Raw genomic sequence first — 14,164 nt, 5'->3', positions numbered from 1 at the left:
GCGAGGTGCCGGTGGAGATGAGCCGTGAGCGCTTCGAGGAGTTGGTCGGCGAAGCCCTCGACGAGGTGCCCGAGGAACTGCTCGGCCTGATGAACAACGTGGTGATCCTGGTCGAGGACGACCCGCCACCGGGAGAGGCCGACCTGCTCGGCCTCTACGAGGGGCATGCGCTCACCGCGCGCGGTTGGGACTACTCCGGGGTGCTGCCGGACCGGATCTTCATCTACCGCCATCCCATCCTGCGGATCTGCGACAACGACGAGGACGTCATCGACGAGGTGGCGGTGACAGTCGTGCACGAGATCGCCCACCACTTCGGCATCGACGACGCGCGGCTGCACGCGCTCGGCTGGGGCTGAGCCCGGGCTCGCCGCCCCGCCGCCCCTGCCCCCGCCCCCGCCGCTCGACGGTCGCGACGCGCCGCCCAACCGATGGCTGGTGCTTGCCGGGGTCGCCTACCGTCGGTGCAGCGAACGCGACCCTATTCAGGAGGCCCTTTCATGCGCAGCGAGCTGTTCTCCACGGAGAATCTGGAGAAGGAGTCCGCGCAGCCCGGCATGCGGTTGCAGAACTCCAAGATGTTGAAGATCGAGCTCAACGGCGAGGCAATGGCCCGGGTCGGGTCGATGGTCGCCTACCAGGGCAATGTGCAGTTCCAGGCGCTGGGCTCGGGCGGGCTGGGCAAGTTCCTCAAGCAGAAGCTCACCGGCGAGGGTGTCCCGCTGATGAAGGTCTCCGGCCAGGGTGACGTCTTCCTCGCCGAGCTGGCCAAGGACGTGCACATCATCGACCTGGAGCCGGGCGACGCCCTCTCCATCAACGGCAGCAGCGTGCTCGCCTTCGACTCCACCCTCCAGTACGACATCAGGATGGTCGGCGGTGCCGGGATGGCGTCGTCCTCCGGCCTCTTCAACTGTGTCTTCAGCGGCTACGGGCGGATCGCCATCACCACCAAGGGCACCCCGGTCGTGCTCAACGTGGACGCCCCGACGTACGTCGACCCGCAGGCCGCCGTCTGCTGGTCGGCCAACCTCCAGACCGGCTACCACCGGGCCGAGCAGCTCGGCCTCGGCACGCTGCTCGGCCGTCGCACCGGTGAGTCGTTCACCATGAGCTTCGCCGGTCAGGGCTTCGTCGTGGTGCAGCCGTCCGAGGAGCCGCCGGTCATGGGCAGCGGCCAGCAGCAGCAGGAGGGCGGCCTGCTCGGCGGCCTGCTGAGCTGACCACGACGGCGGCGCTGAGCTGACCACCACAGCGGCGTGGGCGCTCCCGGTTCTCGGGGGCGCCCGGCCGGTCAGGTCAGCTCACCGGTACGTAGTCGGGTCAGCCAGGCCGCCGCGTCGGCGTAGTCGACGTCGGAGAGGCCCGCCGGCGCGGGGACCGGGCGTTGGCCCGCCGTCCCGGCCCATCGGTGCCGGGGGTAGGAGCCCAGGAAGCGGACGTCGGCACAGACCCGACGGAGCCCCTGCAACGCCTCGCCCAGGCGTACGTCGGCCACGTGGCCCGTGCAGTCCAGGAAGAAGACGTAGCGGCCCAGCGCCTCGCCGGTCGGACGGGACTCGATCCGGGTCAGGTTGACGCCCCGGACGGCCAGCTCCATCAGCACGGACAGCAGCGCGCCGACCCGGTCGTGGGCGATGTAGACCGCGAGCGAGGTGAGATCGTCACCGGTCGGCGGCGGGGGCGGCCCGGGGCGGGACACCAGCGCGAACCGGGTCACCGCGTCAGGGTGGTCGGCGATCTTGTCGGCGAGTGTCGTGAGCCGGTGCCCGGAGGCGCCGATCGGCGCGCAGATCGCCGCGTCGTACTCGCCAGTGCCGGCACCGGCGGCGGCCGCGCCGTTGGAGAGCACATCGACCACCACGGCGTCGGGCAGGTGGTCGCGCAGCCAACCCCGGCACTGGGTGGACGCCTGCGGGTGGGCCGCCACGGTGTGGATCTCGGTCAGCGAGGTGCCGGGTCGCGCGGCGAGCACGAACTCCACCGACAGGACCACCTCCCGGGTGATCACCAACGGCTCGCCCTCGGCCATCTCGTCCAGCGTGACGCCCACCGCGCCGCCGATCGAGTTCTCCAGTGGCACCAGCGCGGCGTCGGCGTCGCCGGCCCGGACGCTGTCCAGCGCCTCGCCGACGCTCCGGGCGGGTGTACGGGTGCCGCGCTCGGCGGCGGGCAGGGAGCGCAGGGCCTGTTCGGCGAAGGTGCCCTCCGGCCCCAGGTAGACGAATCGCGTCGGCGGTGTTCCCGGCATGCCGATCAGCCTACGCACCTGGCCCGTTGGCCGGGCCGGCGTCACAGGCCAGGGTGCGGATCCCGGCCGGACTGACGGCGCGTACCTCGACGGTGCAGACGTCGGTGCCGGCGGTTACCAGCACCGGGGCGCTGGCCCTGCCCCGGGTGACCACCTGGAGTTCCTCGTGCCCGGTCACCTCCAGCACCGTGAACTGCCAGTCGCCGGCACAGAGTGGCCCGGTGCGGACCCGCACCCGGACGTTCGCTGGAAGCACTCCGGCCTGGCCGCGCAAGAGTTGCTGAACCCGCTGCCCGGTCGGCCCGTTGCGGCACGCGGTCGCGACCAACCCGGCGTCCGCGGTGGGCGTCACAGTGGCGAGCGGCGGTGCGGTGGGCGGCGTGGTCGTGGGTGCGGTGCTCGGGGCGGGTGTCGTCGGGCTCGCGGTGTGCGTGGCCACGCCCGTCGGCTCTCCCAGCCCGGGTGGGGCACCGCAGCCGGCCAGCACCGCGACGGCGAGCACCATCGGCAGGACCCGGGTGATGGCCGGCGTGGGTACGCGATGCGCTGCTCGCTCGTCAGTCGCCGGTGGGGGGTGAATCGTCGCCTGCGGTGCGGGGGGAGCGGGGTGGGGTGGGGTGAACGGCACGGGCCGATCCTCGGGACATCGGAGAATTCGTCGCGGCCGGGGTGGCCGAGCCCATCGTAGGGTGAGCGGCCGATCGGGTGAAGGTCAACCGGTGACGCGGTGCCCGGCACGCTGGAGGGCCGCCGTTCCCTCGGTCAGCCGGACGGTCGGCACCAGCAGATAGTCGGTGTCGAACGTGGAGAACGTGACGGCGCTGACCCGGGCCTCGGCGAGCGGGTCGACGAGCGCGGCCAGGCTGCCGGCGCCGGCCAGCGCCACCGGGGCGGTGACCCGCAGACAACGCCAGGTCGTCTCCAGTACGGCCTGTGCCGGCGCCCGGTCGATCGGGCAGATCACGGAGATGCCGTCGGAGGTCCAGCTCACCGTCACCACGTCAGCGCCGTGCAGCCCGCTCGACAGCGCGTACGGCAGGGTGCTGCCGGCGGCCATCCGGCACACAGCGTATTCCCCCGGCAACAGGGCGATATCGAGCATGAAGGCACCCTACGGCCTTCCGGCGGGCCCGCCCGGGCAACGCCGCGTGCGGCACACGACACACTCCGCCGCAGGTCAGACCTCGGAGAAGAAGGTGAGTGAACCGGCCACGGTGCCGTCGGTGAGCAGCGGGGTGGAGATCGCGTCGACTGTCGCGTCGGAGCTGTTCGCCGAGGCGGCCTGCACCCGGAGCAGCCCACGGGCCAGCCGGCCGGAGGAGAGCGCCAGCAGGGGCGGGATCTTGTCGATCTCGGCTTCGGTCAGCTCGCCCCGGTTGGCGGTGAAGTCGAGCAGGCGCAGCCCGCCGTCGAGCAGCGGTCGGCCGATCAGCCCGTCCGGCTCGCCGAGGCAGAGCAGGTCGCAGCCGGCCGTGGAGATCGCCACCACCCGGGTGTCGGCGTCGATCAGCAGACACGGCTCATCGGCCCGGGAGACTGTCGACGACCATTGGCCGACGTTGTCGGACTCCGGCTCTGTCGAGGCCCGCGCCGCCGGCACGAACGCTTCCGAGAGCGAAAGTTCGACGTGGGCCACCGCGCCTCCTATGTGCACCGATCGACTGTCCACGCTAGCGGGTCGCCGACGGAATCACCGAGCGCACCGGGTCACCGGGCCGCGCGGGGTTGACCGAGGCGACCGGCGACGGCGCGGAGACCGGTGAGGTGAAGGGGGACCGGAGCCGCGTGGCGTCGCCGGTGACGTTACCGGCGGTGGGCCGGCTTGTCAGCGGCCGTTCGGCCCTCGTCGTACCACCGGTAGTCGGCCGTTGGACGGTACGTGCCGTTCAGCCAGGTGCTGGGGTGCTGTGCGACCCGGGAGAGCTTTTCGGCGGTGGCCGGGCTGATCCGGCTGCCTCCGGCCACGAGCAACCGGTCCAGTTCCCGGTGGGTGGCCATCAGGCAGTCCTTCGGAAGGCCGTAGACGCTGATGACGCCGGAGCCGACGAAGGTCAGCACCGGCGTCACCGGGACGGGCAGCCCCACCGCGTCGGAGAGGGCCTTGCTGGCCCGCTTGGCGTCCCGGCGGGACTCGGCCACGTACGGGGGCCGTTTGCCGTTGATCTGCACGACGTCGCCGGCGACGAGCACCCTGGCCCGGCCGTGGTCGGCGATGGTCACGGCGAAGAGACCGCTCGGCCCGATGGCGAGGAACCCGGCCCGGTCGTCCTGCCCGCGGTCGAGCACGTCTGTCACGTCTGTGCGCGGCCACTCGATCACGTGCCAGGCGGGCCCGAGATGGTCGAGTTGGCCCAACGCCCGTGCCCCGGCCGCCTCCAGGCGGCGGGCACCCCGCTCGGCCCGACGACGGCGGGCCCATTCGAGCGGTGTCGGACGGACCGGTTCCAGAACCCCCGGCGCCTCGACGCGGGGGTGTGGCACCGCGACGGGCGGCAGTGCCCGAGCGGACGGTACGGCTCGTCGTGCGGGAAAGACAGTCATCGCGACCTCCGGCAAAAGGTCCCTCGAAGTTATGTCCTCACTACCCTACGTTGCCACTACCGGTGTTCGGCAAGCCGGAACGCCGGAGTGACTGTGGATGAATGCCATATTCATCCACAGTTCTTTTCTCGGATGCCGCTAAACCCTGCCCTACGCTGCGGGAGTGACCCACTACGTCGACAGTGAAGTCGGGCGGCTCGGCACCGTACTGCTGCACCGGCCCGGCCCCGAACTGGCCCGGCTCACCCCACGCAACAACGACTCGCTCCTGTTCGACGCGATCCCCTGGGTGGGACGCGCCCAGGAGGAGCACGACGCGTTCGCCGCCGCCCTGCGCGAGCGCGGCGTGGAGGTGCTCTACCTGGCCACCCTGCTGGCCGAGACGCTCGCCGTCGAGGACGCCCGGGCCGAGCTGACCGAGGAGGTGCTGCGCTCCCCACGGCTCGGCGACACCCTGCGCGCCCGCGTCGCCGACCATCTCTCCTACCTGGACCCGGCCGCCCTGGCCGACGTGCTCACCGCCGGGCTGGCCCACGAGGAGTTGCGGATCAGCTCGGAGCGGCCGGGTGGGCTGGTCTACACGCTGATGGACCGACACGACTTCGTCATCGACCCGCTGCCCAACCTGCTGTTCACCCGCGACTCGTCGCTGTGGATCGGCGACCGGGTGGGTGTCACCAGCCTGGCCATGCCGGCCCGCCGCCGCGAAACCACACTGACCGACGCCATCTACCGCCACCACCCCCGGTTCGCCGGCACCGAGTTCGTCTACCGCCCCAGCCTGGAGCACCTGGAGGGCGGCGACGTGTTGCTGCTCGCACCCGGGGTGCTGGCGGTCGGGGTGGGCGAGCGGACGACCCCGGCCGGCGCCGAGCGCCTCGGCCGGCAGGTCTTCGCCGCCGGGCTGGCCCACACCATCCTGGTGGTGCCGATCGCCCAGGAGCGCGCCACCATGCACCTGGACACCGTGTGCACGATGGTCGACGTGGATGCCGTGCTGATGTATCCCAACATCGCGAGCACGCTGTCCGCGTACACGGTGATCGCCGGCGGGGACGGCGAGGACCCGCGGGTGGACGGGCCGGCACCGTTCCTGCGGGCCGCCGCCGACGCGATGGACCTCGACCTGCTCCGGGTCATCGACACCGGGCTGGATCCGGTCACCGCCGAACGCGAGCAGTGGGACGACGGCAACAACACCCTCGCGTTGGCCCCACGGCTCTGCGTCGGCTACGAGCGCAACACCGAGACGAACGCCCAACTCGAGCGGGCCGGCATCGAGGTGATCCCGATCGCCGGGTCCGAGCTGGGCTCCGGCCGGGGCGGGCCGCGCTGCATGTCCTGCCCGATCACCCGCGAGCCGCTACCCGTCAACGGCTGAACGGGACCGCCCGGCTCAGCGCAGGGTGAGCTGGCGGCCGAGCAGCCCCTGACGGGCCCGACGGTCGGCGGCGTCGAGCGGGTCGGTGACGGTGAGCGCCTCGGCGTACCGCTTGGCGAACTGCGCCACCGGCTCCTCCCACTCGGCCGCCGGGGTGTCCTCCGGCAGGTCCCAGACCGGTACGAGTCGACCGTGCGCGCGGAACATGCCGGCGAACTTGGTCTGCTCGCCGAGCGTCAGGGTGCCGGCCGCGCCGAGGCGGGCCAACGCGTCGAGGGCGCCGTCCTCGTCGTCCGGCAGCACCCAGCGCACGTGCGCCTTCTCCGGCACCTGACACCAGTACGCGGCCTTCGCCGCGGTCAGCCGCACCGTCGGGTAGATGGCCGCGTTCGCCCGCTCCAGCGACGCCTGGACGGTCGGGTCGTCGGCGGCCCCGGGGTCGAGCCAGAACTCGAAACCGTCGTGCATGGTGATGTCCAGCGGACCGTCCACGAGGATGTCCTGCAGGCGGGGCCCGGGCCCGGGCAGTGGCGGCACTGCCACCTGACCGCCCGGCTCGGTACGCAACGCGCTGAGCAACGCGTCGGCCAGATCCCGGGAGACGTCGCCGGACTGCTGATGGCGCTGGAGACCGATGAGCACCCGGCCGTCCGGCTTGGTGATCGCCGGGGCGGCCATCGGCAGCACCGTGGCGAGCGTCACCGCCCGGTCACCGAACTCCTCGATGACGGCGGGCGCCAGCCGCAGCGGGGCGGAGGCGGCGGGCACCAACTCGCGCAGCGCGATCCACTCGGACTCGTCGACCAGCCCGTCGAACGGACGCGGCACGAAGACGTCCCGCACCTTGTCGCGGCGGGGGGTGGTGTCGGCGGCGGTGCGCTGGCTCTTTCGACGCTTACTCACGGCGTCACAGCCTAGAGCCCCGAGCGGCTCGCCGTGGCCGGGACCCGCCCGGGCCGTCCTCAGCCCGCCGGCACCAGGTCGGGTCGGGGTGCCGGCGCCAGGTCGAACTCCGCCCAGACGCGCTGGCCCATGCCGTCCTGTTCGACGCCCCAGCGGGTGGCCAGGCCGGCCACGATGTGCAGCCCGCGCCCGTCCGCCGAGTCCGGGCTGGCCGTCCGGAGTCGGGGCCCGCTGTTCGCGCCGCCGCCGTCGGTGACCCGCAACTGGATGAGTGCGCCCTCGGCCGAGGGCCGCAGCCGCCAGGCGACCCGGATCACGCCGCCGGGCAGCGGCCTGGCGTGCCGTACCGCGTTGCCCACCAGTTCCGCGAGCACCGCGATCAGGTCCGCCAGGAGCGCCGGGGGTACGGCGTCGGCCAGTTCCGCGGCGAGCCGGTGTCGGGCCAGCCGTGCCCCACCCGGGTGGTGGGGAACCACCACACACCAGGATTGATCCCTCGCTACCGCTGCCGCTGCCACCGTCGCCTCCACGTCGCGCCACCCTCGGTCAACCGCGTGGTAGCCGCACCTCTGCGACCGTACCGCCGCCGTTCCTCGGACGTAGGGATACCCATCCATTCTGCTGTTCAACGATCCGGCGGACGAGATAGAGGCCGAGCCCGGCACCCGGGTATCCGCGACGGTCACCGGACTCGCCCTGCCAGAACCTGTCGAAGGCCCGTTCCACGTGCTCGGGTCGGATGCCGATGCCCTGGTCGCTGACCCGGAACGCGACCAGTTGCCCGTCGACCGAGGCGGTGATCTCGATGGGTGAGTCCGGTGCCGAGTACTTACCGGCGTTGGTCGTCAACTCGGTGAGCACGGTGGCCAGGCTGGGCCGGTGACCGAGGGCCTTGGGCAGATCGCCGGGGAGGCGGAGCACCAGCCGGCGGCGCAGCTCCGCCGGCAGGTCCACGACGGCGGAACGCAGCGCCTCGGCGAGGTCGAACGGGGTGGGCGGGTCGTCGCCCGGCCCCACCTCCGCCGCGGAGCTGAGCAGCCGGTCGACCAGCCGGGCCAGCTCGTTGGCGCGTTGCCCGATCACCCGGGCGGCCTGCCGGCGGTCGACGTCGGTCAGCGACTCCCAGTGGTCGGTGAGGGTGTCCGCGTAGCCCTTGATCACCGTTACCGGGGTGCGCAGCTCGTGGCTGGTCACCGCGACGAACAGCTCCCGGTCGTGATCGCGGCGCTGCTGGTCGGTGATGTCGCGGAAGGTGACCACCCGCAACGTGCCCGGCCCGGGCAGCTCGCCGGAGGTGATCCGCAGCCAGCGGCCGTCCGGCAGTCGGTGGTCGCGAACCTGCCCGGAGGGCGGCAGCGGGAACGGCAACGGGTGGTTCAGCGCCTGCTCGACCGTCCGGCCGGTGACCTGGGCGGCGGCCGGGTTCCAGAGTCGGACGTGCCCGTCCCGGTCGACGACGGCCAGCCCGTCGGCGAGGGCGGCCACCACCGGGCCGTCACCGTGCACCGGCAGGCCACTCTGGTCGCCGTACATGTGCCCGACGCAGGACGCGAGGTAGCCGACCACCCCCTGCTGTTCGGGGCCCGGCTCGTCGTCTCCGGGATAGAGCGCGTGCAGGCTGCCGACGGTGTGGCCGCCGATCTCGGCCCGGGAGACCACCATCCGACGCAGGCCGCTGCCGGCCAGTTCGCCGGCGAGCTTGCCGTTGAGGTCACCCACCCGCACCTGGCGCACCCGTGGCCCGGCGAGCAGGCAGACGGTGTCCGGGTCGTCGACAGCCAGTGGTCGGCCGAGGGCCCATTCGGCCACGCCGGTAGCGGCGATCACCCGGCCACCTGTCGGACCGAACTCGACGAACGCCATCCCGGTCGCGCCGAGCGCCGGCTGGGCCACCCGGAGCAGCTGGGTGAGGACCGGCAGGCCCGCGTCCCCAGAGTTGATCATCTCGATCACGACGGTGTGGCCGGCGATGAGAGCGGGGAAATCGATACGCTCCGGCATGTGCCGAGTCTGCCCCGCCGTCCCGGTTTTGGGCACCCCCGCCCGGCCGATCGGCTCAGCGGTCCAGCCGGGCGAGGGCGTACGCCGGCCGGTCGGTGATGACCCCGTCCACCCCGGCGGTCAGCACCAACTCCAGGTCGGCCGGTTCGTTGACAGTCCAGACGTACACCTGGTTGCCGGCCGCGCGCAGTGCGGGCAGCAGCTGCGGGCGGGCCCGGACCAGGCTGATGCCCGGCCCGGCGATCCGGGTGCCGAACGGCAGCCGACCCAACCGCAACCAGCGCGGCAACACCTCCAGCAACAGCACGGTGGGCAGCGTCGGGGCCAGCTCGCGCACCCGACGGACCGCCAACGGGGAGAACGACATGACGGTGACCTGCACCGGATCGCCCGGTGTCGGGTCGGCCAGCCCGTACCGGCGTAACAGGTTGACCAGTCGCCGTTCCACGTTCGAGCCGTAACGGGACGGGTGTTTCGTCTCGACCAGCAGCCGGACCGGCCGGCCGGCGGCGAGCACCGCGTCCAGGAGTCGGGCCAGGGTCAGCAGCCGGGTGTGCGACTCGTCCGGTGGCAGGTCGCCGTCCGGCGCGCTGCCGGGGTGCCACGAGCCGAAGTCCAGGGCGTCCAGTTCGGCGAGCGTGCGCGCGCTGACCAGACCGCGGCCGTTGCTGGTGCGGTCGAGTCGTCGGTCGTGCACGCAGACCAGGTGCCCGTCCCGGGTCAGCCGGACGTCGCACTCCAGGCCGTCGGCACCCTCGTCGAGGGCGCGCAGGTACGCGGCGAGGGTGTGCTCGGGTAGGTCGAACGAGGCGCCGCGGTGCGCGAAGACCAGTGGCCCGCCCATTGCGCCGGCCTCAGATGACCTGGCCGGGCTGCCCGTTCGCGTCGACCACAGGTCGGCCGACCGCGGCCCACTGGCGCATCCCGCCGTCGGCGTTGCGCACCTGCTCCCAACCGTTGTTGATCAGGTAGGCGACGACCTGGGCGGAGCGCCCGCCGGAACGGCAGACGACGGCCACCTCCCGGTCCGTGGGCACCTCGGCCAGTCGGGCCGGCAGTTGCATCATCGGCAGGTGGTGGGCGGTGGGGGCGTGGCCGGCCGCCCACTCGTCGTCCTCCCGCACGTCCAGCAGGTAGGTCTCGTCGGCGATCTCGGTCACGGGCACGGTGGGAACCTGGGGTCCGAACACAGGAAGCAACACTAGATCCTCGTGGCCCGGTTCGGCACCGACCGGGCCGTCGACACCGTCACAACCGGGTCACCCAGCGGGGGTTGACCTGCGCCCAGGCCGGCACCCGGGTGTCGCGAAGTGCCTCGAACAGCCCGTTGCCCCCGTTGTCGAGCACCACGTACGAGACCTCGTCGATGGTCTGCGGCGAGGAGGGCACCTGGACGCCGCGCATCCCGTCGGGCGGCAGCGCGCGCAGCGCGAGGAGCAGGTCCTCCAGGGGTACGCCGTTGGTGTCGACTGTCAACGAGCTGCCGACCGCCCGCAGCACCTGGTCGAGTTTGACGGGGTTGCTTCGCAGGTCCGCCCTGCCGGCGCTGTCCAGCATCGCCCGGAGCAACTGCTGCTGGTGGTGCTGCCGGTCGTAGTCACCGCCGGGCAGGTCGTAGCGCTGTCGGACGTAGTCCAGCGCCTGCGCGCCGTCCATCTGGTGGCAGCCGGTGGTGAAGACCCGGTTGGTGTGGATCGAGCGGACCTCGGTGTCCACGCACATCTGTACCCCGCCGAGCAGGTCGATGACCTTCCGGAAGCCGGAGAAGTCGATCAACGCGGCGCCGTCGAACTGGATTCCGGTGAGCCGGTGCAGGGTGGCGGAGAGCAGTTGGGCGCCGGCCTGCCCGCCGCCGCCGTGCTCGTACGCCGCATTGATCTTGTCCTGGCCACCGCCGAAGCCGTTGGCGGGCGGGATGGCGACCAGCAGGTCACGCGGGATGGAGACCAGGTACGCCTCCCGCTGCCCGGCGGGGACGTGGACGATGAGGATGGTGTCCGAGCGTTGGTCCGGGCCGCTGTCGCCGGGTCGTCGGTCGGAGCCGACCAGGAGGTAGTTGAGCGGCCCGTCCAGGTCGGTGCGGGCGGTACGGGCGTCGGGGTCGAGCAGTTGCTCCTTGGTCACCGTGCGGTCGTACCGGTGGCTGAGCGTCTTGAGCCCGGCCACGGCGAGCCCGGCCAGCAGGACGAGGGCCAGGCCGACGCCGAGCATGATGCGCGACCCACGGGCGCGAGGTGACCGGGCGGACGGGGCCGCTCCGGCCCGGCCCGCTGCGTTCCGTCCCCACCTGGACGTGACCGCCTCCCCGCAGCCGATACGTGAAACCTGCTCACGTCAGGCTACGGGCGGTGACGGGGTCGTCGCTGCTTTTCCGCGACTACCGGCGTCACTTGCGGGTGGAGATCACCTCGGGGTGGGTGAAGACGAACTCGGCGAGTTTGTCCTGCTTGACCGCCCGGAACATGGCCATCGTCTCTTCGTTCAAGCCCTCGGTGTTGTTGCCGTTGGCGTTGAACGTGCCGTTGTTGGTCTTGAGCATGGTCAGCTCGTTGCCGGTGACCCCGCGCATGGTGAAGATGAAGTCCTCGATCGGCACGCCGCCGGTGTCCAGCACGAACGCCTTGCCCGCCGCCTTGATCAGGTTATTCATCTTGGCCGGGTTGGTCAGCATCCCACCCTCGGTGGCCTTCTTGGCCATCGCCTTGATCAGCTGCTGCTGGTTCGCCTGCCGGTCGTAGTCGCCGTTCTTGAGGGTCTTGCGCTGGCGGGAGTAGTCGAGCGCGGCCCAACCCTCCATCTCCTGGCAGCCCTTCTTGTGCACCACCGGGGTCCGCTGCTTGCCGGTCTTCTTGGCGTCCGCGTTCCACATCGGCTTGCCGTCGACGTACGACATGTGCAGCGACTTGACCTCCTGGGTGACGCAGATCCGCACCGTGCCCAGGGCGTCGATGACGTTCTTGAAGCCACCGAAGTTGATGATCGCCGCGCCGTCGAAGCTGATCCCGGTGAGCCGCTTGATCGTCTGGGCCATCAGCTGGGCGCCACCCTCCCAGCCGCCACCGTTCGCGGCGCCGGCCTGGAACGCGGCATTGATCTTCCCGGAGCCGCCGCCGTAGCCGCTCTTTTCGAACGCCGGGATCTGCGCCTCGGTGTCCCGGGGGATCGAGATCAGGTACGCCTGGTCGTGCGTGGCCGGAATGTGCAGGATGATGATGCTGTCCGAGCGGACGTCGTCGGCGGCCCAGCGCTCCCGTGCGTCCACGCCGAGCAGCAGCATGTCGATCGGGCCGTCCAGGCTCGCCCCGCCCTCGGCGTCGGACTTGCCCGCCTCACCCAGCAGGTTGCCCTTCGCGATGCCGCCCGTCGCCTGCCCGATCAGCGCCTTGCTGCCGACGATGGCCACGCCGCTGCTGAGCATCAACACGGCACCGAAGACGACTGTCAGCTTGGCCCAGAGCGGGTCCTTGCGCTTGGTCCGCTTCTTCGCCCCACCGCCACCCGGGCGGTCGTCACCACCGTCACCGCCGCCGCCCGGAGGGCGCGAGCCTGGCCCGCCACCACCGGGGCGCGACTGTGCGGGTATGGCCGCAGCGATTCGACCGCTGGGGGCGGCGGACCCGGGGGAAGAAGGGCGACGACTGGCCTGAACCGGCATGCGTGCTCCAGCTCGTGATCAGGAGGGGGCGGCACCACTGTACGTACATCAAATCGACTTGGCGAGTTCATCCCGGGTCAATCCGGACGTCGAATTTCGCAGACTCAGACGATCGTCGCTGTTCGATGACCCGAACGGCTGGTGCCCCTCGGGTTGGCGTCAGCCGCCGTCGTTGCTCTTCGGCGGGTTGGCCTTGACCCAGTCGGCCATCTTGTCCGCGGACATGGCCTGGTACATCGCGAGCGCCTTCTCCCGGTCCGACACCACCACCGACTCGCCGTTGATGGTGTCGCTGCCCGAGTTCGGGCTGGTCACAAAGGTGAGGTTCTGGCCGCGCAGGTTACGGAACTGCAGCGCCATGTCTGTAACCGAGAAAGACTGGTCGACGGTTACGGCCGCGGTCACCGACTTGAGGAAGTCGTTGAGCTTCTTCGGGTTCGCCAGCGTGCCGGTGCTGGCCGCCTTGTCCATCAGCGCCCGAAGGAACTCCTGCTGGTGCCGCATCCGGGCGAAGTCCCCGTCCGGGAACTGCTTGCGCTGCCGGATCCAGTCCAGCGCCTCCGCGCCGTCCATGTGGTTGGTGCCCTTGGTGAACGTCCGGTACGGCTTGTGGATCGACGTGATGGTGCGTTCCACCTTCAGGTCCACCCCGCCGAGGGCATCGGTGACCTCCTTGAAACCGCCGAAGTCGATCGCCATCACGTGGTCGATCCGAACATCGGTGAAGCACTCCACGGTGCGTACCGCCAGCGGCAGCCCACCGAACGCGAACGCAGCGTTGATCTTCGCGCGTGAACCGGAGCCGCAGTCCGCTCCGGCGCTCTCCGGGATCGGCACGTACAGGTCCCGGGGGATGGAGACCAGGTAGGCCTCCTGGTGGTCGGCCGGGATGTGCATGACGATGATCGTGTCGGCGCGCCACTGACTCTTGGTGTCGACCGGTGCGTCCGGATCCCGCGAGTCGCTGCCGACCAGCAGGATGTTGAGCGCGCCATCGACGGTCTTGGCGGGTCGACCGCCGGTGATCTCCGCGAACGGGTCGGTGCGGGCCAGGTCACTGTTGAGGTTGCGGGCGTACAGCCAGGCGCCGACGCTGCCGAGCAGCGCCAGCACCAGCACCGCGACCCCCGCCACCAGGGCGATCCGCCCCCAGCGCGGTCGCGGGCCACGCCGTCCCGGCCCACCGGCGCCACCCGGGCCCCCAGGCCCGGTGGGCCCGTTCGGGCCGCCGGGCCGCAGCTGCTCCTCGTCGTGCGACGGGTAGAAGCGCGCCTCGCTCGGGCGGGCACGCCCGGAGGCGCTCCGGTCGGGGCCGGGCACCGACGCGCGCCCGGCGCTGCGGTGCAGGTACGGATGCGGGACGCCGGCAGACGAGGTCGCGGACATGTAACTCAGGGTACGTAGCCGGAGCCACTACCGCCTTCAGGCGACA

At 71.5% G+C, this 14,164-nt stretch carries 16 protein-coding genes; 3 read left to right on the top strand and 13 right to left on the bottom strand.

The features are described 5' to 3' along the window. The first annotated feature begins 11 nt into the window (after window positions 1-11). Complete coding sequence (locus tag KBX26_RS13990) at window positions 12-359, top strand: metallopeptidase family protein (RefSeq protein WP_030331721.1); 348 nt, start codon at window positions 12-14, stop codon at window positions 357-359. A 141-nt stretch (window positions 360-500) separates the two neighbouring features. Beyond that, window positions 501-1,223 carry an AIM24 family protein gene (locus KBX26_RS13985; RefSeq protein ID WP_030331719.1) on the top strand — a complete coding sequence of 241 codons (723 nt, stop codon included), beginning with the start codon at window positions 501-503 and terminating at the stop codon, window positions 1,221-1,223. Between the two features lie 71 nt (window positions 1,224-1,294). Here the strand turns inward: KBX26_RS13985 and pheA are convergent, their stop codons facing one another. The 5 genes from pheA to KBX26_RS13960 all read right to left on the bottom strand — a co-directional run bounded on the left by pheA (window position 1,295) and on the right by KBX26_RS13960 (window position 4,792). Further along, a complete protein-coding gene (gene pheA / locus KBX26_RS13980) occupies window positions 1,295-2,251 on the bottom strand; it encodes a prephenate dehydratase (protein ID WP_030331717.1) in 957 nt (318 codons plus the stop codon). A gap of 10 nt (window positions 2,252-2,261) precedes the next feature. Beyond that, the gene (locus KBX26_RS13975) at window positions 2,262-2,756 is read right to left on the bottom strand and encodes a hypothetical protein (RefSeq protein WP_030331715.1); all 495 of its coding nucleotides are present in this window, start codon (window positions 2,754-2,756) and stop codon (window positions 2,262-2,264) included. A gap of 207 nt (window positions 2,757-2,963) precedes the next feature. Next, window positions 2,964-3,353 carry an ACT domain-containing protein gene (locus KBX26_RS13970; RefSeq protein ID WP_210865584.1) on the bottom strand — a complete coding sequence of 130 codons (390 nt, stop codon included), beginning with the start codon at window positions 3,351-3,353 and terminating at the stop codon, window positions 2,964-2,966. A 75-nt stretch (window positions 3,354-3,428) separates the two neighbouring features. Further along, window positions 3,429-3,887, bottom strand: a complete 459-nt coding sequence (locus KBX26_RS13965) for a hypothetical protein (protein ID WP_030331711.1) — start codon at window positions 3,885-3,887, stop codon at window positions 3,429-3,431. Window positions 3,888-4,054: 167 nt separating this feature from the next. Next, window positions 4,055-4,792, bottom strand: coding sequence for a hypothetical protein (locus KBX26_RS13960; RefSeq protein WP_030331709.1), 738 nt, complete (start codon window positions 4,790-4,792; stop codon window positions 4,055-4,057). Window positions 4,793-4,955: 163 nt separating this feature from the next. Between KBX26_RS13960 and KBX26_RS13955 the strand changes: the two genes are divergently transcribed. Next, the gene (locus tag KBX26_RS13955) at window positions 4,956-6,173 is read left to right on the top strand and encodes an arginine deiminase (RefSeq protein WP_210865583.1); all 1,218 of its coding nucleotides are present in this window, start codon (window positions 4,956-4,958) and stop codon (window positions 6,171-6,173) included. A 15-nt stretch (window positions 6,174-6,188) separates the two neighbouring features. On the opposite strand, the gene KBX26_RS13950 is transcribed toward KBX26_RS13955, so the two are convergent. The 8 genes from KBX26_RS13950 to KBX26_RS13915 all read right to left on the bottom strand — a co-directional run bounded on the left by KBX26_RS13950 (window position 6,189) and on the right by KBX26_RS13915 (window position 14,118). Then, on the bottom strand, window positions 6,189-7,076 hold the full coding sequence (locus KBX26_RS13950) for a DUF5926 family protein (RefSeq protein ID WP_210865582.1): 888 nt from the start codon (window positions 7,074-7,076) through the stop codon (window positions 6,189-6,191). A 59-nt stretch (window positions 7,077-7,135) separates the two neighbouring features. Then, on the bottom strand, window positions 7,136-7,555 hold the full coding sequence (locus KBX26_RS13945; protein WP_030331699.1) for an ATP-binding protein: 420 nt from the start codon (window positions 7,553-7,555) through the stop codon (window positions 7,136-7,138). Between the two features lie 67 nt (window positions 7,556-7,622). Beyond that, window positions 7,623-9,077 (bottom strand): PAS domain-containing sensor histidine kinase, encoded by a 1,455-nt coding sequence (locus tag KBX26_RS13940; RefSeq protein WP_030331697.1) that lies wholly within the window; start codon window positions 9,075-9,077, stop codon window positions 7,623-7,625. Between the two features lie 55 nt (window positions 9,078-9,132). Beyond that, window positions 9,133-9,921, bottom strand: a complete 789-nt coding sequence (locus tag KBX26_RS13935) for a glycerophosphodiester phosphodiesterase family protein (RefSeq protein WP_210865581.1) — start codon at window positions 9,919-9,921, stop codon at window positions 9,133-9,135. Between the two features lie 10 nt (window positions 9,922-9,931). Further along, window positions 9,932-10,267, bottom strand: a complete 336-nt coding sequence (locus tag KBX26_RS13930; RefSeq protein ID WP_030331693.1) for a rhodanese-like domain-containing protein — start codon at window positions 10,265-10,267, stop codon at window positions 9,932-9,934. Between the two features lie 58 nt (window positions 10,268-10,325). Further along, window positions 10,326-11,288: an LCP family protein gene (locus tag KBX26_RS13925; protein WP_030331691.1), complete on the bottom strand. Its 963-nt coding sequence runs from the start codon at window positions 11,286-11,288 to the stop codon at window positions 10,326-10,328. 175 nt (window positions 11,289-11,463) lie between these two features. Continuing rightward, window positions 11,464-12,732 carry an LCP family protein gene (locus tag KBX26_RS13920; protein WP_210858681.1) on the bottom strand — a complete coding sequence of 423 codons (1,269 nt, stop codon included), beginning with the start codon at window positions 12,730-12,732 and terminating at the stop codon, window positions 11,464-11,466. A gap of 159 nt (window positions 12,733-12,891) precedes the next feature. Then, window positions 12,892-14,118: an LCP family protein gene (locus tag KBX26_RS13915; RefSeq protein ID WP_030331688.1), complete on the bottom strand. Its 1,227-nt coding sequence runs from the start codon at window positions 14,116-14,118 to the stop codon at window positions 12,892-12,894. Window positions 14,119-14,164 lie beyond the last annotated feature (46 nt).

Origin of the sequence: Micromonospora sp. C97, from assembly GCF_018070385.1 — a bacterium.
GTDB classification, from domain to species: domain Bacteria; phylum Actinomycetota; class Actinomycetes; order Mycobacteriales; family Micromonosporaceae; genus Micromonospora; species Micromonospora parva.
The sequence above is the reverse complement of the archived record's forward strand: the minus strand, read 5'-3'. Positions and strand labels throughout refer to the sequence as shown.